The sequence below is a fragment of the Salmonella sp. 2020_1459 genome, assembly GCF_043847915.1.
GTDB lineage: Bacteria > Pseudomonadota > Gammaproteobacteria > Enterobacterales > Enterobacteriaceae > Salmonella > Salmonella enterica.
Window position 1 is genome coordinate 50,570 of the sequence record NZ_JBCMFA010000008.1, and the last position, 21,570, is coordinate 72,139.

At 51.6% G+C, this 21,570-nt stretch carries 18 protein-coding genes, 1 tRNA gene and 3 pseudogenes; 16 read left to right on the top strand and 6 right to left on the bottom strand.

The window, feature by feature from the left end:
* Positions 1-161: 161 nt before the first annotated feature.
* Positions 162-929, bottom strand: a complete 768-nt coding sequence (locus ACH0VJ_RS19310) for an amidohydrolase (protein WP_000015789.1) — start codon at positions 927-929, stop codon at positions 162-164.
* Positions 930-1,037: 108 nt separating this feature from the next.
* The gene (gene fadE / locus ACH0VJ_RS19315; RefSeq protein WP_000973041.1) at positions 1,038-3,482 is read right to left on the bottom strand and encodes an acyl-CoA dehydrogenase FadE; all 2,445 of its coding nucleotides are present in this window, start codon (positions 3,480-3,482) and stop codon (positions 1,038-1,040) included.
* A gap of 239 nt (positions 3,483-3,721) precedes the next feature.
* Between fadE and lpcA the strand changes: the two genes are divergently transcribed.
* Together lpcA and ACH0VJ_RS19325 are read left to right on the top strand one after the other, a co-directional pair.
* Positions 3,722-4,300 (top strand): D-sedoheptulose 7-phosphate isomerase, encoded by a 579-nt coding sequence (gene lpcA / locus ACH0VJ_RS19320; RefSeq protein ID WP_000284051.1) that lies wholly within the window; start codon positions 3,722-3,724, stop codon positions 4,298-4,300.
* Between the two features lie 212 nt (positions 4,301-4,512).
* The gene (locus ACH0VJ_RS19325; RefSeq protein ID WP_000333387.1) at positions 4,513-5,280 is read left to right on the top strand and encodes a class II glutamine amidotransferase; all 768 of its coding nucleotides are present in this window, start codon (positions 4,513-4,515) and stop codon (positions 5,278-5,280) included.
* Here ACH0VJ_RS19325 and dpaA read toward each other — a convergent pair.
* Positions 5,251-5,991 carry a peptidoglycan meso-diaminopimelic acid protein amidase gene (gene dpaA / locus ACH0VJ_RS19330; protein WP_001225658.1) on the bottom strand — a complete coding sequence of 247 codons (741 nt, stop codon included), beginning with the start codon at positions 5,989-5,991 and terminating at the stop codon, positions 5,251-5,253. The genes ACH0VJ_RS19325 and dpaA overlap by 30 nt on opposite strands.
* A gap of 249 nt (positions 5,992-6,240) precedes the next feature.
* Between dpaA and dinB the strand changes: the two genes are divergently transcribed.
* The 3 genes from dinB to prfH all read left to right on the top strand — a co-directional run bounded on the left by dinB (position 6,241) and on the right by prfH (position 9,265).
* A complete protein-coding gene (gene dinB, locus ACH0VJ_RS19335) occupies positions 6,241-7,296 on the top strand; it encodes a DNA polymerase IV (RefSeq protein WP_001226204.1) in 1,056 nt (351 codons plus the stop codon).
* 218 nt (positions 7,297-7,514) lie between these two features.
* A complete protein-coding gene (locus tag ACH0VJ_RS19340; protein ID WP_000528883.1) occupies positions 7,515-8,654 on the top strand; it encodes an RNA ligase RtcB family protein in 1,140 nt (379 codons plus the stop codon).
* The gene (prfH, locus tag ACH0VJ_RS19345; protein ID WP_000602086.1) at positions 8,651-9,265 is read left to right on the top strand and encodes a peptide chain release factor H; all 615 of its coding nucleotides are present in this window, start codon (positions 8,651-8,653) and stop codon (positions 9,263-9,265) included. The genes ACH0VJ_RS19340 and prfH overlap by 4 nt, the downstream gene beginning before the upstream one ends.
* 154 nt (positions 9,266-9,419) lie before the next feature.
* Here prfH and pepD read toward each other — a convergent pair whose 3' ends face one another.
* The gene (gene pepD / locus ACH0VJ_RS19350) at positions 9,420-10,877 is read right to left on the bottom strand and encodes a cytosol nonspecific dipeptidase (protein ID WP_001292977.1); all 1,458 of its coding nucleotides are present in this window, start codon (positions 10,875-10,877) and stop codon (positions 9,420-9,422) included.
* A gap of 248 nt (positions 10,878-11,125) precedes the next feature.
* Between pepD and gpt the strand changes: the two genes are divergently transcribed.
* The 3 genes from gpt (at position 11,126) to crl (ending at position 13,376) form a co-directional block, all read left to right on the top strand.
* Positions 11,126-11,584: a xanthine phosphoribosyltransferase gene (gene gpt, locus ACH0VJ_RS19355; RefSeq protein WP_001292018.1), complete on the top strand. Its 459-nt coding sequence runs from the start codon at positions 11,126-11,128 to the stop codon at positions 11,582-11,584.
* An 88-nt stretch (positions 11,585-11,672) separates the two neighbouring features.
* Positions 11,673-12,917 (top strand): esterase FrsA, encoded by a 1,245-nt coding sequence (gene frsA / locus ACH0VJ_RS19360; protein WP_000189588.1) that lies wholly within the window; start codon positions 11,673-11,675, stop codon positions 12,915-12,917.
* A gap of 57 nt (positions 12,918-12,974) precedes the next feature.
* The gene (crl, locus tag ACH0VJ_RS19365; RefSeq protein WP_000174693.1) at positions 12,975-13,376 is read left to right on the top strand and encodes a sigma factor-binding protein Crl; all 402 of its coding nucleotides are present in this window, start codon (positions 12,975-12,977) and stop codon (positions 13,374-13,376) included.
* 50 nt (positions 13,377-13,426) lie between these two features.
* Here the strand turns inward: crl and phoE are convergent, their stop codons facing one another.
* Positions 13,427-14,479, bottom strand: a complete 1,053-nt coding sequence (phoE, locus tag ACH0VJ_RS19370; protein ID WP_001043667.1) for a phosphoporin PhoE — start codon at positions 14,477-14,479, stop codon at positions 13,427-13,429.
* Between the two features lie 282 nt (positions 14,480-14,761).
* Here phoE and proB point away from each other — a divergent pair, with 282 nt between their 5' ends.
* From proB to ACH0VJ_RS19390, 4 genes and pseudogenes are all read left to right on the top strand, one after another.
* Positions 14,762-15,865 (top strand): glutamate 5-kinase, encoded by a 1,104-nt coding sequence (gene proB, locus ACH0VJ_RS19375; RefSeq protein ID WP_001285275.1) that lies wholly within the window; start codon positions 14,762-14,764, stop codon positions 15,863-15,865.
* An 11-nt stretch (positions 15,866-15,876) separates the two neighbouring features.
* Positions 15,877-17,127, top strand: coding sequence for a glutamate-5-semialdehyde dehydrogenase (gene proA, locus ACH0VJ_RS19380; protein ID WP_000893318.1), 1,251 nt, complete (start codon positions 15,877-15,879; stop codon positions 17,125-17,127).
* Between the two features lie 115 nt (positions 17,128-17,242).
* Positions 17,243-17,318: transfer RNA gene (locus tag ACH0VJ_RS19385), tRNA-Thr, on the top strand.
* 163 nt (positions 17,319-17,481) lie between these two features.
* Positions 17,482-17,736: pseudogene (locus ACH0VJ_RS19390) on the top strand (Arm DNA-binding domain-containing protein); the annotation flags it as partial.
* A 17-nt stretch (positions 17,737-17,753) separates the two neighbouring features.
* Here the strand turns inward: ACH0VJ_RS19390 and ACH0VJ_RS19395 are convergent.
* A pseudogene (locus tag ACH0VJ_RS19395) lies at positions 17,754-18,922 on the bottom strand (IS3 family transposase).
* A 66-nt stretch (positions 18,923-18,988) separates the two neighbouring features.
* On the opposite strand from ACH0VJ_RS19395, the pseudogene ACH0VJ_RS19400 reads away from it, so the two are divergent.
* From ACH0VJ_RS19400 to ACH0VJ_RS19415, 4 genes and pseudogenes are all read left to right on the top strand, one after another.
* Positions 18,989-19,354: pseudogene (locus tag ACH0VJ_RS19400) on the top strand (diol dehydratase reactivase ATPase-like domain-containing protein); the annotation flags it as partial.
* On the top strand, positions 19,323-19,430 hold the full coding sequence (locus ACH0VJ_RS19405; protein ID WP_021294037.1) for a diol dehydratase reactivase ATPase-like domain-containing protein: 108 nt from the start codon (positions 19,323-19,325) through the stop codon (positions 19,428-19,430). The pseudogene ACH0VJ_RS19400 and the gene ACH0VJ_RS19405, both read left to right, overlap by 32 nt.
* Positions 19,431-19,539: 109 nt before the next feature.
* Positions 19,540-19,863, top strand: coding sequence for a DUF1889 family protein (locus ACH0VJ_RS19410; RefSeq protein ID WP_001573898.1), 324 nt, complete (start codon positions 19,540-19,542; stop codon positions 19,861-19,863).
* 341 nt (positions 19,864-20,204) lie between these two features.
* Positions 20,205-21,443 (top strand): MFS transporter, encoded by a 1,239-nt coding sequence (locus tag ACH0VJ_RS19415; protein WP_012543325.1) that lies wholly within the window; start codon positions 20,205-20,207, stop codon positions 21,441-21,443.
* Positions 21,444-21,570: the final 127 nt, after the last annotated feature.

Genomic DNA, 21,570 nt, shown 5'->3' on the forward strand with positions numbered 1-21,570 from the left:
CGGTTTTTGCGCGCTGTCCGTGTCCAAACTGGCTGCGCCAATAACGCCTGGTGGGATAGGCTCTTAGTCAGAATACGTTGCCTGCCACATTACGCCACGCGAATTTGTTTTACGGAGAGTTACGGAGTGAAACAATCCCGCCGCGGTGAGCGGCAGGTTGCTTACAAGGTGAATGGATCGGCATCGCGCCAGGCTGGAAATTTTTCGCGATAGTCCTGCAAGGCGACGAGAGAAAGATCGGCATCGATACGTGTCGCCTGGTGTGGTTCGGCGGTGGCGATAATGTCGCCCTGGGGATTAATGATCCGGCTATCGCCGCGATAATGTAGCCCGTTACCATCGGTGCCAACCCGGTTGCAGCCTGCGACATAAGCCTGATTTTCAATAGCGCGCGCCGTCAGTAATGTTTGCCAGTGTAGCGAGCGCGGCGCGGGCCAGTTCGCTACATACAGCGCCAGATCGTAATCATTGCGGTTGCGTGACCATATCGGAAAGCGCAGATCGTAACAGATCAGCGGCAGAATGCGCCAACCGCGCCACTGCACGATGATGCGTTTATCGCCTGCGGCATAATGTTGATGTTCATCCGCCATACGAAACAGATGGCGCTTATCATAGAGATGAACCTTGCCTTCCGGTTCAACCAGTAAGAAGCGATTTACGGCGCCGCGCTCAGTTTGTAGCGCCGCGCTGCCGGCAATCAGAGCGTCAGTTTGTCGGGCTTTGGCCTGCATCCACGTAATCACGCTATCTTGCGAAAGTGAGTTATTAGCGGCCTCCATCGCGAAGCCGGTGGTAAACATTTCAGGCAGAACAATCACATCCCGGCCAGATACGAGCTCTAGCTGTCTGTCAAAATGACGCAGGTTTGCCGGGCCGTCCATCCAGACTAAAGGTTGTTGCAACAGAGTAATTTTCAAACCAGACACGATCGGAGCTCCTCATTGAACAGCGTCTTTACACTGTAGCATGAGCAATAATAAAAAAGCGGCAAGAAAAAGCCCCGCGAAAGCGGGGCAGGAAAGACACGAGACTGATTATGCGGCTTCGACTTTACGCACTTTCTCCGGCAGCTTTACCGGTTTGGTCGCCAGCGCTTCAGGTTCAAAATCATCAACGTTGATACTGCGCAGGCGGCTCTCTTCCGCTTTCGCCAGGATGGCGGCTTCATCTTTATCTATAAGCCCTTTCGCCAGCGCATTGCGCGCCAGTTCATCCAGACGAGTAAACGGCAGATTTTTACCCAGTTCTTTGCAGATGCGCTGGTGGATAGGGTCGGCAGCGATGACATCACGCAGCGCTTCTTCCAGTAAACCGACCGGATTATGTTCGGCGGGTGTCAGATACTGGCCGCGCCCAATGCGTGAACGTGTGGCGTTCGGCACTTGCAGGATCTTCGCCACGGCGTGATCCAGCTTATCAGACGGCGCCAGATAATGACGGCCAGTCGGGAAGATCATCGCGGTGAGCAATCCGGCCACGACGCGGTTCGGGAAGTTCTGCAGCAGATCGTCCATCGCTTGTTCAGCACGATACAGCGCATCCTGTACGCCCCAGTGTACCAGCGGCAGGTCGGCTTCGTGGCGACCTTCGTCGTCGTAACGCTTCAGTACGGCTGAGGCCAGATAAAGCTGACTCAACACATCGCCCAGACGCGCGGAGATACGCTCGCGGCGTTTCAGGCTGCCGCCCAGTACCGCCATTGACACGTCAGACAGCAGCGCCAGGTTTGCGCTCAGTCGGTTCAGATGCTGGTAATAACGCTTCGTGGCGTCGCCGGTTGGCGTATGGCTCGTTAATCCGCGGGTCAGGCCAAGCCAGAAACTGCGGACGGTATTGCTGCCGACATGGCCGATATGTTTAAACAACAGCTTATCAAAGGCATTCACATCATTATTCTGCGCTGCGGCCATCTCTTCCAGTACATAAGGATGGCAGCGAATGGCGCCCTGACCAAAGATCATCATGCTACGGGTCAGGATATTCGCGCCTTCCACGGTGATCGCGATAGGCGCGCCCTGGTAAGCACGCGCCAGGAAGTTGCTCTCGCCCAGCATAATGCCTTTACCCCCAGTGATATCCATCGCGTCGATAATGGACTGCTGGCCGCGGTGGGTGCAGTGGTACTTCACGATAGCCGACAGTACCGCCGGTTTTTCACCCAGCATAATGCCGTAGGTGATTAACGATGCGGCGGCATCCATCACATAAGCGTTACCTGCAATACGCGCCAGCGGTTCCTCAATACCTTCCATCTTGCCGATAGAAATTTTGAACTGACGACGAATGTGAGCATAGGCGCCGGTTGCCAGCGCGACGGATTTCACCCCGCCAGTGGAGTTGGACGGCAGGGTAATACCGCGTCCTACCGACAAACATTCCACCAGCATACGCCAGCCTTGTCCGGCCATTTTGGGGCCGCCGATAATATAATCAATAGGCACGAAAATATCGTTACCGCGGGTTGGACCATTCTGGAACGGAACGTTAAGCGGGAAGTGACGACGACCAATTTCCACACCCGGCGTTGAGGTGGGGATCAGGGCACAGGTAATACCCAGCTCTTCTTCTCCGCCTAACAATCTATCCGGATCGGAAAGCTTAAACGCCAGGCCCAACACGGTAGCTATCGGTGCCAGCGTAATGTAACGCTTGTTCCAGGTCAGGCGCATACCCAGCACCTGCTGGCCCTGCCATTCGCCCATGCAAACCACGCCGGTATCCGGAATGGCGCCTGCATCAGAACCTGCTTCCGGGCTGGTCAGCGCAAAGCAGGGGATCTCCTGGCCGCGCGCCAGTCGCGGCAGATAGTGATTCTTCTGCTCTTCCGTACCATAGTGCTGCAACAACTCGCCAGGGCCGAGTGAGTTTGGAACGCCGACGGTGATAGCCAGAATCCCGGAGACGCCGGACAGTTTTTGCAGTACACGGGACTGCGCATAAGCGGAGAACTCCAGTCCGCCGTACTCTTTTTTAATGATCATCGCAAAAAAACGATGCTCTTTCAGATAAGCCCACAGTTCCGGCGGCAGATCCGCCAGTTCATGGGTAATCTGGAAATCGTTCGCCATCCGGCACGCTTCTTCTACCGGACCGTCGAGAAACGCTTGCTCTTCGGCAGTGAGTTGCGGTTGCGGATAGTTGTGCAGTTTTTTCCAGTCAGGCTTGCCCTGGAACAGATCGCCTTCCCACCAGGTTGTACCGGCATCAATCGCTTCTTTCTCAGTGCGCGACATCGGCGGCATGACCTTACGGAAGCCGCGGAACACCGGTGCGGAAATCATTGATTTTCGCATCGGTGTGAGGTTAAACGGCACGAGGATAATGGCCAGAGGAACCAACAGCCAGATGGACCACAGGCCAGCGACGCCAAGTGCGGCGGTCCAGGCGAGCAGAATCAGGCTGCTGAGAAATAAACTCACGCGGTGATAGAACAATGCGCCGAGCAGAACAACCGTAGCGATAATACTCAAAATCATCATAACGAAAAGCTCCCTTGCTTGTAGGAGGTCTGACCACTTGTGATGATTAGGTTGTAGTGGATGTAAAATCTTTTAGCAATGTGTTTACAAAATAATTACAACAAAGCTCACATTGTTGCCGTTTTTGGGGGCACGAAAAATCAAAAGCGTGAGGCGTTAATTCGGCTTATGCTTCTCGCCTGTACTGCTATCCGGTACACTGCATACTGTCATTTACATTCATGCTGAAGGATATCCTCATGTACCAGGATCTTATTCGTAACGAACTGAACGAAGCGGCGGAAACGCTGGCTAATTTTTTAAAAGATGACGCCAATATTCACGCCATTCAGCGCGCGGCGGTCCTGTTGGCTGACAGTTTTAAAGCGGGTGGTAAGGTACTTTCCTGCGGTAACGGCGGCTCCCATTGCGATGCGATGCACTTTGCTGAAGAGCTGACAGGTCGTTATCGTGAAAATCGTCCGGGCTACCCGGCAATTGCGATTTCTGATGTTAGCCATATATCCTGCGTCAGTAATGATTTTGGCTATGACTATATTTTCTCTCGTTACGTTGAGGCGGTAGGGCGCGAAGGCGATGTCCTGTTAGGGATCTCGACGTCGGGTAACTCTGGTAACGTGATTAAAGCGATTGCCGCGGCCCGTGAAAAAGGCATGAAAGTGATTACGTTGACCGGCAAAGACGGCGGCAAAATGGCGGGAACGGCGGATATTGAAATTCGCGTACCGCACTTCGGTTATGCCGATCGTATTCAGGAAATTCATATCAAAGTAATTCATATCCTGATTCAACTGATCGAAAAAGAGATGGTTAAATAACTATACCCGTCATACTTCAAGCTGCAGGTGCGTTGGTTGCGCTCAGAAACCCCAGTCACATAGTTATCTATGTTCCTGGGGATTTCCTCCCTTACCGCCTTCCTGCAACTCGAATTATTTAGGGTATAGCATATTGTTTTCTTTGATATTTTGAGATTTGATTGGCTGTAAAAATTACGCCTTCCCGCTTAAGGCGTTTGTGGAGGTGATGTATGTGCGAACTGCTTGGGATGAGCGCCAATGTGCCGACGGATATCTGCTTTAGCTTCACCGGACTGGTGCAGCGTGGCGGCGGAACCGGGCCGCATAAAGACGGCTGGGGAATTACCTTTTACGAAGGAAAGGGCTGTCGCACGTTTAAAGATCCGCAACCGAGCTACCATTCGCCGATTGCGAAACTGGTACAGAATTACCCGATCAAGTCCTGCTCGGTTATCGCCCATATCCGTCAGGCTAATCGCGGTGAAGTGGCGCTGGAAAATACACACCCTTTTACCCGGGAATTATGGGGACGCAACTGGACTTATGCTCATAACGGTCAGCTCAACGGTTATAAGTCGCTGGAAACCGGTAATTTTCGTCCGGTGGGGGAAACCGACAGCGAAAAAGCGTTTTGCTGGCTATTGCATAAATTAACGCAGCGTTATCCCCGCACGCCGGGCAACATGACAGCGGTATTTAAATATATTGCGACACTGGCGACGGTATTACGTGAAAAAGGCGTTTTTAACATGCTGCTGTCAGATGGGCGATATGTGATGGCGTTTTGCTCAACCCATTTGCACTGGATCACTCGCCGGGCGCCGTTTGGCGTAGCCACGCTGGTGGATCAGGATATGGAAATTGATTTCAGCTCACAGACCACGCCAAATGACGTGGTTACCGTGATTGCTACCCAGCCGCTAACGGGGAATGAAACCTGGCAAAAGATTATGCCAGGCGAATGGGCGTTATTTTGCCTCGGAGAGCGTATAATTTGAGGCCAGCTGTGGCTGAACGACTTCGTGACTCAACGGTTTGCTCACGACGTAACGTCCATCAACGATAGAAACAGTTGGCGGCTTATGCGTCTGTTCAAAATAATCGTAGCCGGGTTTTAGCTGCGCCCAGAAATCTTTGTAATATGAATATTTATGACGCTGCATATTGGCGTCGGTCATCCGGAACGGATAAATACTCACCTGCACGCTCGGCTGACCAAAGACCAGCGCGGCGGTGACAAACTGGAAAATCTCATCAATGCCGCTATCGGTCATGGCATAGCAGCCGACGGAAACACAGGCGCCGTGAATCATCAGATATTTACCATCATAGCCATGCGCGCGATCGTAGGCATTGGGAAAACCAATGTTGATGGCCTTATAAAAACGGCTGTCTGGCTTGAGTTGATTGCGCTGAACGCTGTAAAACCCTTCCGGACTTTTAAAATCGCCCTGACGGCGTTTCGGGCCTAACCCACCGGAATAGTTGCAAATTTTGTAGCTATCAAGCAACTGGTATTGCTCACCCATTTTGACGTAGAGATCAAGAGTGCGCTCTTCTTTAAAAATCTGAATATAGACCGGTGAGCCCATTAACTGCTGCTTATACTCTTTACTGACCGGCGTGACGGGGCTGCTGCTGCTCAGCAAACCGGCAAACGAGACGCACGGCATCAGAAGCATCGCAAGAAAAAATGCGATTTTACGCATACTGCTTGTTCCTTGATAAAACGGTTACACACGCCAGAACGGCAAAAGAGTCCCCAAATCGGAGTAATCTGGATTTGGAGCGCTCACATTAGCACCACGGCAGTTTTTCGCAAGTCCCCGTGTGTACGTTTACAATTTTCCCGCCGCTTTCGTCGTCATACCTTCGAATATGTCGCATTTTTAACGCGAATGTCTCTTTGCGCGCAATAAAACATACTGTACACTTAAACAGTATTGTGGGGGCGAGCGATGCGCAAAATCATACATGTTGATATGGACTGTTTTTTTGCCGCGGTAGAGATGCGTGATAATCCGGCGTTACGCGATATCCCCATTGCCATTGGCGGGAGTCGTGAGCGAAGAGGCGTTATCAGTACCGCCAACTATCCTGCGCGCCAGTTTGGCGTACGTAGCGCGATGCCGACCGCCATGGCGCTAAAGCTGTGCCCCCATCTCACCTTACTGCCTGGCCGCTTTGACGCCTATAAAGAGGCTTCGCGGCATGTACGTGACATCTTTTCCCGCTACACTTCACTGATTGAACCGCTCTCGCTGGATGAAGCCTGGCTGGATGTGACTGACAGCCCGCACTGTTATGGTTCGGCAACTCTGATCGCCAGGGAGATTCGTCAGACTATTTTCAATGAACTGCAACTCACCGCCTCCGCCGGCGTTGCGCCAGTGAAATTTCTGGCGAAGATCGCCTCCGATCTCAATAAACCGAACGGACAATATGTTATTACGCCAGCCGATGTACCCGGCTTTCTTAAAACGTTGCCGTTAGCCAAAATTCCAGGCGTGGGGAAAGTTTCCGCCGCTAAACTGGAAAATATGGGGTTAAGAACCTGCGGGGATATTCAACAGTGCGATCTGGCGATGCTTCTCAAACGCTTTGGTAAATTTGGCCGGGTATTATGGGAGCGTAGTCAGGGTATTGACGAGCGTGATGTTAACAGCGAAAGGCTGCGTAAATCGGTAGGTGTTGAGCGTACTCTGGCGGAGGATATTCATGAATGGTCGGACTGCGAGGCCATTATTGAACATTTATATCCGGAACTGGAGCGTCGTCTGGCTATAGTAAAGCCCGATTTACTGATTGCCCGACAGGGCGTTAAATTAAAATTTAATGATTTTCAGCAAACCACTCAGGAACATGTCTGGCCGCAATTAAATAAAGAAGACTTAATTACCACCGCCCGTAAAACCTGGGACGAGCGTCGCGGCGAGCGCGGCGTACGGCTGGTGGGGCTACATGTAACGCTGCTCGACCCTCAACTGGAACGACAGTTGGTGTTAGGGTTATAAGTCAGGCTATTAAGATTTTATCACTATTACGATTGCGCCATCTAAATTTCAGTATTACTATACCCGCGTTTTCTCATTCTCAATAACTGCAAAGGAGGTTCATCATGACACTTTATTCTCTGAACGCACTTTGCAGACCTTTCCAGGATTAATTTTCTTTTATTGCCCTGGATTAGTCTGCCATTTCCTGATTTTTTAATTCATATATGGAATGGTATATGGGCAATTATATTCGTCCTTTATCAGATGTGGTATTTTCTATCGCATCAGATAACCTGTGGATCGAAGATTCCGCGATCCAACAATTATATACGACGGCTAAGTTAACCGGTATGAAACGCGTTATCGGGATGCCAGATCTGCATCCGGGGCGCGGCTACCCTATTGGCGCAGCCTTTTTCTCGCGTGGACGCTTTTATCCGGCGCTGGTCGGCAACGATATCGGCTGCGGCATGGCGTTATGGCAAACGGATATTTTAGGGCGTAAATATAACGCCGATAAACTGGAGAAGCGGCTGGCGTCGCTGCCTGACGTGGCGGACGCGCAGTGGCTGGAGGAGAATGTCCCCGCCGCAATGCAGCATCATTCGTGGCGCTCTGCGCTGGGTTCTATTGGCGGCGGCAATCATTTTGCCGAGCTGCAACAGGTCGATCGCATCGTCGATGCTGATTCGTTCGCTTTGTCGGGGTTGCAAAAAGCGCAGTTATTACTGTTGGTACACAGTGGTTCACGCGGTCTGGGGCAAGCTATCCTGCGTCGTCATGTGGAGGCGTTTTCGCATAACGGTTTGCCGGAAGATAGCGACGATGCGCGCCACTACCTTGCAGAACATGACGATGCGCTGGCATTTGCCCGCAGTAATCGCGCGCTGATTGCCCGCCGGATACTGCAACAGCTCAGGGCTGAGGGCGAACCGCGGCTGGATGTGGCGCATAACTTCGTTGAACCCTGTACTGTCGCGGGTAAGGCGGGGTGGCTGCACCGTAAAGGCGCTACGCCAGATGGGCAGGGACTGGTGATTATCCCCGGCTCGCGCGGCGATTATAGCTGGCTGGTGAAACCCGTCGTCAGCGAGGAGAGCCTCTTCTCCCTGGCGCACGGTGCGGGGCGCAAATGGATGCGTACCGAGTGTAAAGACCGGTTATCGGCAAAATTTACCCCGCGACAGCTCTGCCGTACCGGGATGGGTAGCCGGGTGATTTGCCGCGATCGCCAGCTCATTTATGAAGAAGCGCCGCAGGCGTATAAATCCATCGATAGCGTTGTGGATTGTCTGGCAGACGCCGGACTGATTACGCCGGTTGCCTGCCTGCGTCCGGTGCTGACGCTGAAAACCTCAGGGGAGAAAAGCGCATGATCCTACTGCAACTTTCTTCCGCACAGGGACCGGACGAGTGTTGTCTGGCGGTAAAAAAAGCGCTGGACTGTCTGACGAAAGAAGCCGCCAGAGAAAAGGTATCGTTGACGCGACTTGAAACGGAGCCGGGACGATTACCAGACACGCTGCGTTCCGCGCTGGTCTCGCTGGACGGCGAAAAAGCTATGGCTTTCAGTGAACGTTGGTGCGGCACGTTACTGTGGATTTGTACCAGCCCGTATCGCCCGCACCATGGGCGAAAAAACTGGTACGTCGGCATTGGGCGCTTTTCCGCCGACGAACACATACAGTCTGATGAGATTCGTTTCGAGACTCTGCGCTCTTCCGGCCCGGGTGGGCAGCACGTTAATAAAACCGACTCGGCAGTGCGGGCCACGCACCTGGCGAGCGGGATTAGCGTGAAGGTTCAGTCGGAGCGCAGTCAACATGCGAATAAGCGTCTGGCCCGGCTGCTGATTGCCTGGCGGCTGGAACAGCAACGGCAAAATGAGTGTGCGGCGTTGAAGTCTGAAAGGCGTCTGTTCCATCATCAGATTGAGCGCGGCAATCCGCTGCGGATATTTAAAGGAATGGCGTTTACGCCACAATAATTCGGTGCTACCAGCGCTGTTATAGGGCTGTCTGGCTATTCGCGTGTAGCCGCAGCGCTATTCAGCGCATCCAGGAGAGCTTATCTGGCAATGGATACCCGATATTCCATATTGATAGCCCGTCCAGAAATGGGACGGGCATTTTAGCGCTTTCTTACTTCGCAGGAATCGCTTTCAGCAATTCGGTCAGCAGAGTCCAGTAGTGGCCGACGCTTTCGATATGTACCTGCTCATCCGGAGAGTGAGGTCCGGTAATGGTAGGCCCAATAGAAACCATGTCCATATCCGGATAGGGTTTCTTAAACAGACCGCATTCCAGGCCGGCGTGGATAATCTGGATGTTCGGTGTCTTGTTGAACAGACGCTGATAGGTTTCCCGCACCAGGTGCATGACCGGCGAGTTCGCATCGGGCTGCCAGCCAGGATAGCTGCCTTTTGCTTCGGTTTTCGCGCCAGCCAGCTTGCCCAGCGAATCCAGCATACTCACCACATAATCTTTACCGCTGTCGATAAGAGAGCGAATCAGGCAGTGAATTTCGACATTCGCATCAGACATTGTGACCACGCCAACGTTCAGCGATGTTTCCACTACGCCTTTCGCCACGTCTGAATTGCGGATCACGCCGTTCGGCGTTGCGTTCAGCAGGCGCACAAAGGTATCGCGTGACGGCGCGGTCAATGCGGCTTTATCACTGGCAACCTCATTGAGTTGCAGCGTCAGGTTTTTCTCTTTTTCCGCCAGTTCGTTTTTCAGAATATCCTGGTAAGCGTTCACTAATGTTTTCAGAGCGCCTACGTTGTCTGCGGCAACGGCGAGGGTAGCGAACGCTTCGCGCGGAATCGCGTTACGCAGCGTGCCGCCGTTGAAATCGATCAGACGCAGATCCAGTTCTTCTGCGTGCCCGGCCAGAAAACGCGCCAGCAATTTGTTGGCATTGCCAAGACCGAGGTGAATTTCACCACCGGAGTGGCCGCCTTTCAGGCCTTTCAGGGTTAGCTTAAAGCACGCAAATCCTGCGGGTACAGCTTCACGGGTCAACGGCAGATTAGAGGTAAAATCAATACCGCCTGCGCAGCCCATATAGATCTCACCTTCTTCTTCAGAGTCGGTGTTGATCAGGATGTCGGCCTGCAACCAGCCGGACTGGAGGCCGAACGCGCCATCCATGCCCGCTTCTTCGGTCATGGTCAGCAGCACTTCCAGCGGGCCATGGACGACATTATCATCAGCCAGTACCGCTAACGCAGAAGCCATTCCAATACCATTGTCGGCGCCGAGCGTAGTACCGCGCGCTTTAACCCATTCGCCATCAATATAAGGCTGGATAGGATCTGTAGTGAAGTCGTGAACGGTGTCGCTATTTTTTTGCGGCACCATATCCAGATGCGCCTGTAAAACGACCGGCTTGCGATTTTCCATACCTGCAGTGGCGGGCTTACGGATCAGAATATTACCGACCTGGTCGCGATCCACGTAAAGGCCTTTCTCTTTGGCCCAACTCACAATATGTTCCGCGAGTTGCTCTTCGTGATAGGACGGGTGAGGAATAGAACAGATTTTGGCAAAAATATCCCACAAAGGTTGTGGTGATAACTGAGACAGTTCAGACACGATAAGTCTCCTTGGCGGTGGTCTGAAAAACGTTCTTACAGGCCACAGGGTTAGCGGAATTGATAACTCTTACGAGATGCGACTGAGAATACCACTTTCTCCGCCTGCGGGTAGTATAAAGCATACAAAAAGAGGCGTGGATTCCGCTAAACACTGGTTTTTAGCGCGTCAGGTCTCTATAATCTCGCGCAACTATTTCCCCCTCGAACACTTTTTAAGCCGTAGATAAACAGGCTGGGACACTTCACATGAGCGAAAAATACGTCGTCACCTGGGACATGTTGCAGATTCACGCACGCAAACTGGCGAGCCGCCTCATGCCTTCAGAACAATGGAAAGGCATTATTGCCGTAAGTCGTGGCGGCCTTGTACCGGGCGCACTACTGGCGCGTGAATTGGGCATTCGTCATGTCGATACCGTATGCATCTCCAGCTACGATCACGATAACCAGCGCGAACTGAAAGTGCTGAAACGTGCAGAAGGCGACGGCGAAGGCTTTATCGTCATCGACGATCTGGTCGATACCGGCGGCACCGCCGTCGCGATTCGTGAAATGTACCCTAAAGCGCATTTCGTCACGATTTTCGCTAAACCGGCGGGCCGTCCGCTGGTTGATGATTATGTTATTGATATTCCTCAGAACACCTGGATTGAACAGCCCTGGGATATGGGTGTGGTATTTGTACCGCCGATTTCAGGTCGTTAATCAGCAGCTTTTCAGAGCGCCCGGCAATGCCGGGCGCTGTTTTATTGGTTACAATAAGCCTCTATGAGTATCCAAGGAGGCTGCACGAATGACACAGGCTAACCTCAGCGAAACCCTGTTCAAACCCCGCTTTAAACATACTGAAACGTCTACCCTTGTCCGTCGGTTCAATCGTGGGTCGCAGCCGCCCATGCAATCCGCGCTGGACGGTAAGAATGTCCCGCACTGGTATCGCATGATAAACCGCCTGATGTGGATTTGGCGCGGCGTTGATCCACGAGAAATCCTTGATGTGCAGGCGCGCATTGTGATGAGCGACGCAGAGCGAACGGATGATGATTTATACGATACGGTCATCGGTTACCGCGGCGGCAACTGGATTTATGAGTGGGCAAAGCAGGCGATGGACTGGCAGCAGAAAGCCTGTCAGGAACAGGACGCCATGCGCAGCGGACGCTACTGGCTTCATGCCTCAACGCTCTATAACATTGCCGCCTACCCGCATTTGAAGGGCGATGAGCTGGCGGAGCAGGCGCAGGCGCTGGCGAATCGCGCCTATGAAGAGGCCGCGCAGCGGTTGCCAGGCTCGTTACGTGAAATGGAATTTGCCGTTCCTGGCGGTTCGCCTGTCACCGCGTTTTTACATATGCCGAAAGGGGATGGCCCGTTTCCGACGGTGCTCATGTGCGGCGGCCTGGACGCCATGCAAACCGACTATTACACCCTGTATGAACGCTATTTCGCGCCGCGCGGTATCGCGATGTTAACGCTTGATATGCCTTCGGTTGGATTTTCATCAAAGTGGAAATTAACCCAGGATTCCAGCTTGCTCCACCAGCATGTGTTAAAAGCGCTTCCTAATGTCCCCTGGGTGGATCATACCCGTGTTGCGGCGTTTGGTTTCCGTTTTGGCGCCAACGTTGCGGTGCGTCTGGCCTATCTGGAAGCGCCGCGTTTGAAAGCGGTGGCCTGCCTGGGGCCGGTGGTCCATGCGCTACTTAGCGATCCGCAACGACAGAGCACGGTGCCGGAGATGTATCTGGATGTGCTGGCCAGCCGTCTGGGTATGCATGATGCTTCGGATGAGGCGCTGCGTGTGGAGCTCAATCGCTATTCGTTGAAAGTACAGGGGCTACTGGGCAGACGTTGTCCTACGCCAATGCTTTCCGGCTTCTGGAAAAACGATCCTTTCAGCCCGGAAGAAGAGTCTCGCTTAATTACAACATCATCTTCAGACGGTAAGCTGATAGAGATCCCTTTTAACCCGGTGTACCGCAATTTTGACCGCGCGCTGCAAGAAATTACCGACTGGATTAATCATAGATTGTGTTAATAGATTGATAAATTCTATTGATTTGGTAAAACAGTTGCTTCATTAAAGGAGATCGCAATGACGTTACCGAGTGGACACCCGAAAAGTAGATTGATCAAGAAATTTACCGCGCTTGGCCCCTATATCCGGGAAGGGCAGTGCGAAGACAATCGTTTTTTTTTCGATTGCCTGGCAGTTTGCGTCAACGTGAAGCCCGCGCCAGAGAAGCGTGAATTTTGGGGCTGGTGGATGGAGCTGGAAGCACAAGAGAAACGCTTCACTTATCGTTATCAGTTTGGTTTGTTTGATAAAGAGGGCAACTGGACCGCAGTGCCGATTAACGAAACCGAAGTGGTGGAGCGACTGGAATACACGCTACGCGAGTTTCATGAAAAGCTACGCGACCTGCTGATTTCTATGGAGCTGGCGCTGGAGCCGTCTGACGATTTCAACGACGAGCCGGTAAAACTGTCGGCATAACCCTGCTGTCATGCCTGATGGCGCAGCGCCATCAGGCACAATGCGACTTATCAGAACTGGTAGGTCAACCCTATTGCCACAATATCATCGTCATTAATGCCTAACGTGTTATCGCTATCAAGCTGATTGATTTTGTAATCTACAAACGCGGACATATTTTTGTTGAAGTAATAGGTTGCGCCAACGTCAATGTAATTCACCAAATCCTCACTGCCGACGCCCTCAATATCTTTGCCTTTTGACAGCACATAGCCTAATGACGGACGCAGACCAAAATCAAACTGATACTGGATAACCGCTTCGAAGTTTTGGGTTTTATTGGCAAATCCGCCGGAAACTGGCGTCATGTTGCGGGTTTCTGAATAGAAGGTCGCAATATAAATATCATTAGCGTCATACTTAACACCCGTAGCCCAGGCTTCGGCTTTATCGCCCGTACCGCGGCGCTGCAGATTTTGCTCCCTGGTGCGATCGGAGAGAGTATAAGCGCCGCTGACGGCAAAATCGCTGCCGCCGAAATCATAGCTCACGGATGTGCCGAAGCCGTCGCCGTTTTGCTTTTTCACATCGCGATCTTCGTTTTTCCCCTGATACTGTAAGGTAAGATCCAGTCCATCAACGATGCCGAAGAAATCGGTATTGCGGTAAGTCGCCAGCCCGCTGGCGCGTTTAGTCATAAAATTATCGGTCTGGGCGGAAGAGTCGCCGCCGAATTCGGGAAACATATCCGTCCAGGCCTCAACATCGTACAGCGCGCCCAGGTTACGTCCATAGTCAAAAGAACCGATATCTTTTAATTTCAGGCCAGCAAAGGCCAGGCGGGTTTTTTGCTGGGACGAATCACTTTCGGCTTTATTACCGGCAAACTCAGCTTCCCAGCGCCCGTAGCCGGTCAATTGATCGTTAATTTGCGTTTCGCCTTTAAAACCAAAACGAACGTAGCTTTGATCGCCATCTTTGCTGTCATAATCGCTCATATAGTGCATGGCTTTAACTTTTCCATACACATCAAGCTTATTACCGTTTTTATTGTAAACCTCGGCGGCGTGAACAGATGCTGATGCGATGATACTCACCACTATTGCCAGAGTGCTCTTATTCATTTCCATTCCTGTTTTAATTACGCGCTATGATTTGTCGGGAGACCCGGTAAAAAACAGGAAGGTTTTTAACGTTCGGTAATGAAAGATTTATGACAAAGTGAGAATTTTTTTAAAAAAATATGTTTAATTGTTGCGGTAATAAAATGGTCAAATTCCGCCGCTACGCTTGCTGATCCTGCGCAACAAAATTTCACGCTACGCGTACAGGTTGTTGGCAACCGGAGCCAGTCCTGCTAAAACGTTCATTTGGTCTTTATTTCTTATTTTGAACGGCAGAGAATCATGAGTGACAGCCAGACGCTGGTCGTAAAACTCGGCACCAGCGTGCTAACAGGCGGATCGCGCCGCCTGAACCGTGCCCATATCGTAGAACTTGTCCGCCAGTGCGCGCAGCTACACGCCGCGGGACATCGTATTGTTATTGTTACCTCTGGCGCGATTGCCGCCGGACGTGAACATCTCGGCTACCCGGAACTGCCGGCAACGATCGCCTCTAAACAGCTTCTGGCGGCGGTAGGGCAAAGCCGCCTGATTCAACTGTGGGAGCAGTTGTTTTCAATTTACGGTATCCATATCGGGCAGATGCTGTTGACGCGTGCGGATATGGAAGACAGAGAGCGCTTTCTGAACGCCCGCGATACGCTACGTGCATTACTGGATAACCATATTGTGCCGGTTATCAATGAAAATGATGCCGTTGCGACAGCGGAAATTAAAGTGGGCGATAACGATAACCTCTCCGCGCTGGCGGCTATCCTGGCAGGCGCGGATAAACTGCTGCTGCTGACCGATCAGCAAGGATTATTTACCGCCGATCCGCGTAGCAATCCGCAGGCGGAGCTTATCAAAGATGTGTATGGCGTTGACGATGCGCTGCGCTCTATCGCGGGAGACAGCGTTTCCGGGCTGGGAACCGGTGGTATGAGCACTAAGCTTCAGGCGGCAGACGTGGCCTGTCGCGCGGGTATTGATACGATTATTGCCTCAGGCAGTAAACCGGGCGTGATCGGCGATGTGATGGAGGGGATTTCCGTCGGCACCCGTTTTCATGCGCAAGCCTCGCCGCTGGAGAACCGCAAACGTTGGATCTTCGGCGCGCCGCCGGCAGGTGAAATTACGGTTGATGAAGGCGCGACCGCGGCAATGCTGGAACGTGGCAGTTCACTTCTGCCAAAAGGCATCAAAAGCGTGACGGGCAATTTCTCGCGGGGGGAGGTCATCAGAATTTGTAACCTGCAAGGGCGTGATATTGCTCATGGCGTCAGCCGTTATAACAGTGATGCTCTGCGGCGGATAGCCGGTCACCACTCTCAACAAATCGATGCGATTCTGGGCTATGAATATGGCCCGGTCGCTGTTCATCGTGATGACATGATTACTCGATAAGGAACAGGCATATGCTGGAACAAATGGGCATTGCTGCTAAAGTGGCGTCGTATAAGCTGGCGCTGCTCTCCAGCGGCGAAAAAAATCGCGTGCTGGAAAAAATAGCCGATGAACTGGAAGCGCAAATGGAAAGTATCCTCAGCGCGAACGTACAAGATGTTGAGCAGGCGCGAGCCAATGGCCTGAGCGAAGCGATGCTGGACCGCCTGACGCTGACCCCTGCGCGTCTGAAAGCGATTGCTGACGATGTGCGCCAGGTCTGTAATCTCGCCGACCCGGTCGGGCAGGTGATCGACGGCGGTCTGCTGGACAGCGGGCTACGTCTGGAGCGCCGCCGCGTGCCGTTGGGCGTGGTTGGCGTTATCTATGAGGCGCGTCCGAATGTTACCGTTGATGTGGCTTCTTTGTGTCTGAAAACCGGTAATGCGGTGATTCTACGCGGTGGGAAAGAGACGCATCGCACGAATGCCGCAACCGTTCGTGTCATTCAGAAGGCGCTGAAAGCTTGCGGTTTACCGGAGGCGGCGGTTCAGGCGATTGATAATCCGGATCGTTCGCTGGTCAATGAAATGCTGCGTATGGATAAGTACATCGATATGCTGATCCCGCGCGGCGGCGCAGGCTTGCATAAACTGTGTCGCGAGCAATCCACCATTCCGGTGATTACCGGCGGGATTGGCGTGTGCCATATTTTTGTTGATAGCAGCGCAGACATCGCCCCGGCGCTGAAGATTATTGTCAACGCTAAAACCCAGCGCCCGAGCACCTGTAACACGGTGGAAACCTTGCTGGTGCATCAGGACATCGCAGAACGCTTTTTGCCTGCGCTGAGCAAGCAGATGGCGGAGAGCGGCGTGACGTTGCATGGGGATGAAACCGTCATGCAGGTACTGCATGGCCCTGCCAAACTGGTGCCGCTGAAACCGGAAGAGCTGGATAACGAGTTTCTGTCTCTGGATCTGAACGTTGTGGTGGTCGAAAATATGGATGGCGCTATCACCCACATTCGCGAACATGGCACTCAGCACTCCGATGCGATTTTGACGTGTGATATGCATAATGCTGCGCGTTTCGTGAACGAAGTGGATTCCGCTGCGGTTTATGTCAACGCCTCTACCCGTTTTACCGACGGCGGGCAGTTTGGGCTTGGCGCAGAAGTGGCGGTCAGCACGCAGAAATTACATGCCCGCGGTCCGATGGGGCTTGAAGCGCTTACCACCTATAAGTGGATCGGCTTTGGCGATGGTACGATTCGTGCGTAATTAATGACGAGCGGTGCAAAAATAGCCGGTTGAGTAGCAAGGCTATTGACGCACCGCCCGGTTAGTTTTAACCTTCTACCCCGTGATTCACCTGCGTGAACACACCCTTCTCAGGGCCGATATAGCTCAGTTGGTAGAGCAGCGCATTCGTAATGCGAAGGTCGTAGGTTCGACTCCTATTATCGGCACCATATCAAGTTCCTCAAACGTCCGTATTCATCCATAAATACACTGATTTATAACGACTTTATTGCTTTTTTGTCCATCACCGTCCGTAACCATCCAGTAGAATCCGACACTGAATGTGTATAGGATTGTGTATATGTTCCTGTTCGGTCTTGGATTCCTATACACATGCCTTTAAACGATATGCAGATTCGCCGCGCTAAGCCTGAAACTAAAGCCTATACATTCGGAGATGGGCAAGGGTTGTCATTGCTAATTGAACCTAATGGAAGCAAGAGCTGGCGGTTCCGTTATCGTTTTGCCGGTAAGCCAAAAATGATCTCGCTGGGTGTGTATCCGACGATCACACTTGCAGATGCCAGTTCTCGTCGTGATGATGCCCGAAAACTTGTGGCAGAAGGAAAGAGCTGTGATCCTACCCGCGTAATATGGGCACAACCCTAAGCGAGGCTCTGGTTTTCAAATTGTTCCGGACTGAGACCGCCACAGGCACTGTGACGACGCCACCGATTGTAATCACACTCACTATAATTAAACACTGCTGTCCGCATTATTTCCCGGCTGACAAAGTCCTCTCAGTGGATACATTCCCCCCTCAGCGTATGGAAGAAGCTTTCCGCACAGGCATTGTCGTAACAACAACCTCTGGCGCTCATACTTCCCCGCAGATTATGGCGTTTCAGTAAGCTCTGGTAATCCGTTGAACAGTACTGACCGCCTCTGTCTGTATGCACGATGACATATTCCGGACATTTACGCCGCCACAGCGCCATCTGTAACGCATCGCAGGCAAGCTGTGCTGTCATCCGCGAGGACATCGACCAGCCAATGACTGACCGCGACCACAGATCGATAACCACGGCCAGATAAAGCCAGCCTTAACCAGTGCGAAGATACGTGATGTCACCCACCCACTTCTGATTCGGGCCGCTGGCGTAAAAGTCCTGCTTCAGCAGATTCTCTGAGACTGGCAGATCATGTTTGCGGTAACTGACCGGACGGAACCGGCGCGAGGCTTTCGCCCGCAGCCCCTGCCGACGCAGGCTGGCCGCCACGGTTTTCACGTTGAACTGGTAACCCTGAGCACGAAGCTCATCCGTCAGGCGTGGCGCACCATAGCGTTGTTTTGCGTCACTGAATGCTTCCCGGACGACGTTATCACAGACAAGGCGGAACCGCTGACGCCGGTTTATCTGATGACGACGCTGATGCCAGACGTACCAGCCGCTACGGGCAATCTGAAGTACACGGCACATGGCTTTGATATTGAACTCAGCCTGATGTTTTTCGATGAAGACATACTTCATTTCAGGCGCTTCGCGAAGTATGTCGCGGCCATTCTGGAGAATGGCCAGTTCCTCATCCCGTTCTGCCAGTTGACGTTTCAGACGGGCGATCTCAGCGGACATCTCCTGCTCGCGTTCAGAAGAAGAGAGCTGATTTTGCTGTTTGCTTCGCCAGTTGTGGAGCTGTGATTCATACAGGTTAAGTTCGCGGGCGGCAGCGGCCCCCCCCCCCCAATGCGTTCAGCCAGTTTCAGGGCTTCCTGACGAAATTCAGGCGTGTGCTGCTTGCGTGGCTTTTTGGTGGTTGATGCTGGTTTTGTCATGTGAGTCACCTCTTACTTGTGAGTTTACTCACTTAGTCGCGTGTCCACTATTGCTGGGTAAGATCAATGGCCTCGCTGACCAGTCATGACATGAACGCCGTGCATATCCAGGATCTTCTTGCGGTGGATACGTTTATTCCCCGCGCGGTACAGGGTGGCATTGCCGGGGAATGTTCAATGGAAAACGCCGTTGGCATTGCGGCGATGGTGAAATCCGATCGCTTACAGATGCAGGCTATCGCCAGCGAGCTAAGCGCCCGGTTAAATACCCCAGTTGAAGTCGGTGGTGTGGAAGCCAACATGGCTGTGGCTGGCGCGTTAACGACGCATGGATGCGCCGTGCCGCTGGCGATCCTCGATTTAGGCGCAGGATCCACCGATGCCGCCATTATCAATAACGATGGCGCAGTACGGCGTTGTCGCCGGGCAGGGTAATATCCGTGGTACTGAAGGCCCGCGCAATGCGGTAGCGACCGGGCTGGTTTTAGCCGGAGAAGCCAAAAAATAGTGCAGAAAACAGCCGCGCAAGCGTTTAGCTGCGGGGTAAGTCAAAGAAAGGCGATGTTCTCTTTGATATCCCGGCGGAGTTGGGTACATAGTATCAAGGTGTCTCTCACGTGGTTAATTTTAAGGATAAGAGCATGCCAACAGCAATTGAAAAAGCCTTGGATTTTATTGGTGGTATGAACACTTCGGCGTCAGTGCCCCATTCAATGGATGAAAGCACCGCTAAGGGAATTCTAAAGTATTTGCATGACTTAGGTGTGCCAGCGAGTCCGGAAGTTGTGATGGCACGGGGTGAGCAGGAGGGATGGAATCCTGAGTTCACGAAAAAAGTGGCCGGATGGGCAGAAAAAGTCGCCTCCGGTAACCGCATCCTTATCAAAAACCCAGAGTATTTTTCGACCTATATGCAGGAGCAGCTCAAAGAACTCGTGTGAGCTGACTATCGAATAAAACGCTAACGGACGTTTCCATCTAAGGATGGCGGCGTCTAGAAGGGGTTGCCAGTGACAGTTTTGGACTGCCGATTCATTTCTTTTCGTCAAATTAATGTCTATATATTTATTGAATAAATATATAGTTCATAACTTACTACGTTGCCATTACCGCGTCATTCTTAGATGATCTACATTTCATAAAACACTTGATTCCGTTTTGTCTCTATTAAGAAAAATAAAATGTGAACGCTGTCAATTCTGTAAACGTAAAAGATAAATATTGTATACACGGATGCTTGTTGGCAAACAGGCAGATGGCACTCAGGATCTTTTACGGAACATTGTGTATGAAAAATAATATTGAAGAGACAATAGGTAAGTACTTGCCTATTTTAATGATATTACCTCTGGCGGGTTTGGCAGAGTTAGCTTCTTTATATTCAATCCAGGCTTTATTACCAAAGTTAAGTGAGGTTTATAATATCCCATTGAATCAGGTAGGGATGATTTTGTCTGCTGAGGTGGGGTTTCTGGCATTAGCCATGTTATTTAGCGGCACGTTATCTGACCGTTTTGGGCGAAAGCCAATCATTTTTTATTCGTTGCTGGCAGGAGGTATTTTAACTCTATTGTGCGCAACTGCATCATCATGGCCGATGCTGGTGGTATACCGCGCTTTGCTCGGCATTGCAGTAAGTGGTATTACGGCGGCTGTTACAGTCTATATCAGTGAAGAAGTCTCTCCTGCTTTGGCAGGGATTGTTACTGGATATTTTATTTTTGGCAATTCGCTAGGGAGTATGTCTGGTCGTGTGTTTGCAACTTTGATGATGGAGCATGTATCTATAGATACGATTTTCTTTATCTTCGGTGGTGTTCTGATTGCTATGGCACTCGCGGTGAAGTTGTTTCTCCCGACATCCCGACAGTTTGTTCCTACACCTTCACTACAGCTTGGTGCAGTGTTGAAAGGCGGGTTGGAACATTTTAAGAATATCCGCGTATCATTATGTTTTGTCATTGGATTTATTCTTTTCGGCTCTTTTACGTCCATCTTTAATTTTCTGGCGTTTTACCTGCATCGACCGCCTTATGAGCTGAGCTACACCTGGATAGGTTTGATTCCAGTTAGCTTCTCATTAACTTTTTTTCTTGCGCCATATGCTGCCCGTGTCGCGTTGAATATTGGGTCGATGAATGCGCTCAGTATGCTGATCATCTGTATGATGGTCGGTGCATTTCTCACGCTAATCGCCCCTTCTCTGTGGGTTTTCATTTCAGGTATCGTTTTACTGTCAGTCGCATTTTTCTCTGCTCATTCCACCGTATTAGCCTGGGTCAGTTCACGGAGTCCAAACGCAAAAGGACAGGCGACATCGTTTTATCTGCTTTGCTACTACTCTGGCGGTGCAGTAATGGGGTATTTAAACGGGTATCTTTTCTCCTGGCAGGGATGGAATGCTATTGCGGCATCATGTCTGATGATGCTGGGGATAGGATTATTTATCTGCCGGTTTATTTTCGCAAAATATGAGAAACAACCGCAAATCAAAAAACAGTCAGTTCAGGAGAGTTTCTGATTATAGACACGAAGTGTGTTTTTATACTTTCCATAATGGAATCATCATTTTTTCATTAATGTGTCACTATAGCTAAAAGCTTAAACTGTGAATATTTGGCTACCCGGATATTCGTTGCTCAAGGAAT

What these genes read in the sequence shown, in the direction of transcription:
- fadE (WP_000973041.1), bottom strand. Translation starts at nt 3,482, where the DNA reads ATGATGATTTTGAGTATTATCGCTACGGTTGTTCTGCTCGGCGCATTG.
- lpcA (WP_000284051.1), top strand. Translation starts at nt 3,722, where the DNA reads ATGTACCAGGATCTTATTCGTAACGAACTGAACGAAGCGGCGGAAACG.
- ACH0VJ_RS19325 (WP_000333387.1), top strand. Translation starts at nt 4,513, where the DNA reads ATGTGCGAACTGCTTGGGATGAGCGCCAATGTGCCGACGGATATCTGC.
- dpaA (WP_001225658.1), bottom strand. Translation starts at nt 5,991, where the DNA reads ATGCGTAAAATCGCATTTTTTCTTGCGATGCTTCTGATGCCGTGCGTC.
- dinB (WP_001226204.1), top strand. Translation starts at nt 6,241, where the DNA reads ATGCGCAAAATCATACATGTTGATATGGACTGTTTTTTTGCCGCGGTA.
- ACH0VJ_RS19340 (WP_000528883.1), top strand. Translation starts at nt 7,515, where the DNA reads ATGGGCAATTATATTCGTCCTTTATCAGATGTGGTATTTTCTATCGCA.
- prfH (WP_000602086.1), top strand. Translation starts at nt 8,651, where the DNA reads ATGATCCTACTGCAACTTTCTTCCGCACAGGGACCGGACGAGTGTTGT.
- gpt (WP_001292018.1), top strand. Translation starts at nt 11,126, where the DNA reads ATGAGCGAAAAATACGTCGTCACCTGGGACATGTTGCAGATTCACGCA.
- frsA (WP_000189588.1), top strand. Translation starts at nt 11,673, where the DNA reads ATGACACAGGCTAACCTCAGCGAAACCCTGTTCAAACCCCGCTTTAAA.
- crl (WP_000174693.1), top strand. Translation starts at nt 12,975, where the DNA reads ATGACGTTACCGAGTGGACACCCGAAAAGTAGATTGATCAAGAAATTT.
- phoE (WP_001043667.1), bottom strand. Translation starts at nt 14,479, where the DNA reads ATGAATAAGAGCACTCTGGCAATAGTGGTGAGTATCATCGCATCAGCA.
- proB (WP_001285275.1), top strand. Translation starts at nt 14,762, where the DNA reads ATGAGTGACAGCCAGACGCTGGTCGTAAAACTCGGCACCAGCGTGCTA.
- proA (WP_000893318.1), top strand. Translation starts at nt 15,877, where the DNA reads ATGCTGGAACAAATGGGCATTGCTGCTAAAGTGGCGTCGTATAAGCTG.
- ACH0VJ_RS19405 (WP_021294037.1), top strand. Translation starts at nt 19,323, where the DNA reads ATGGCGCAGTACGGCGTTGTCGCCGGGCAGGGTAATATCCGTGGTACT.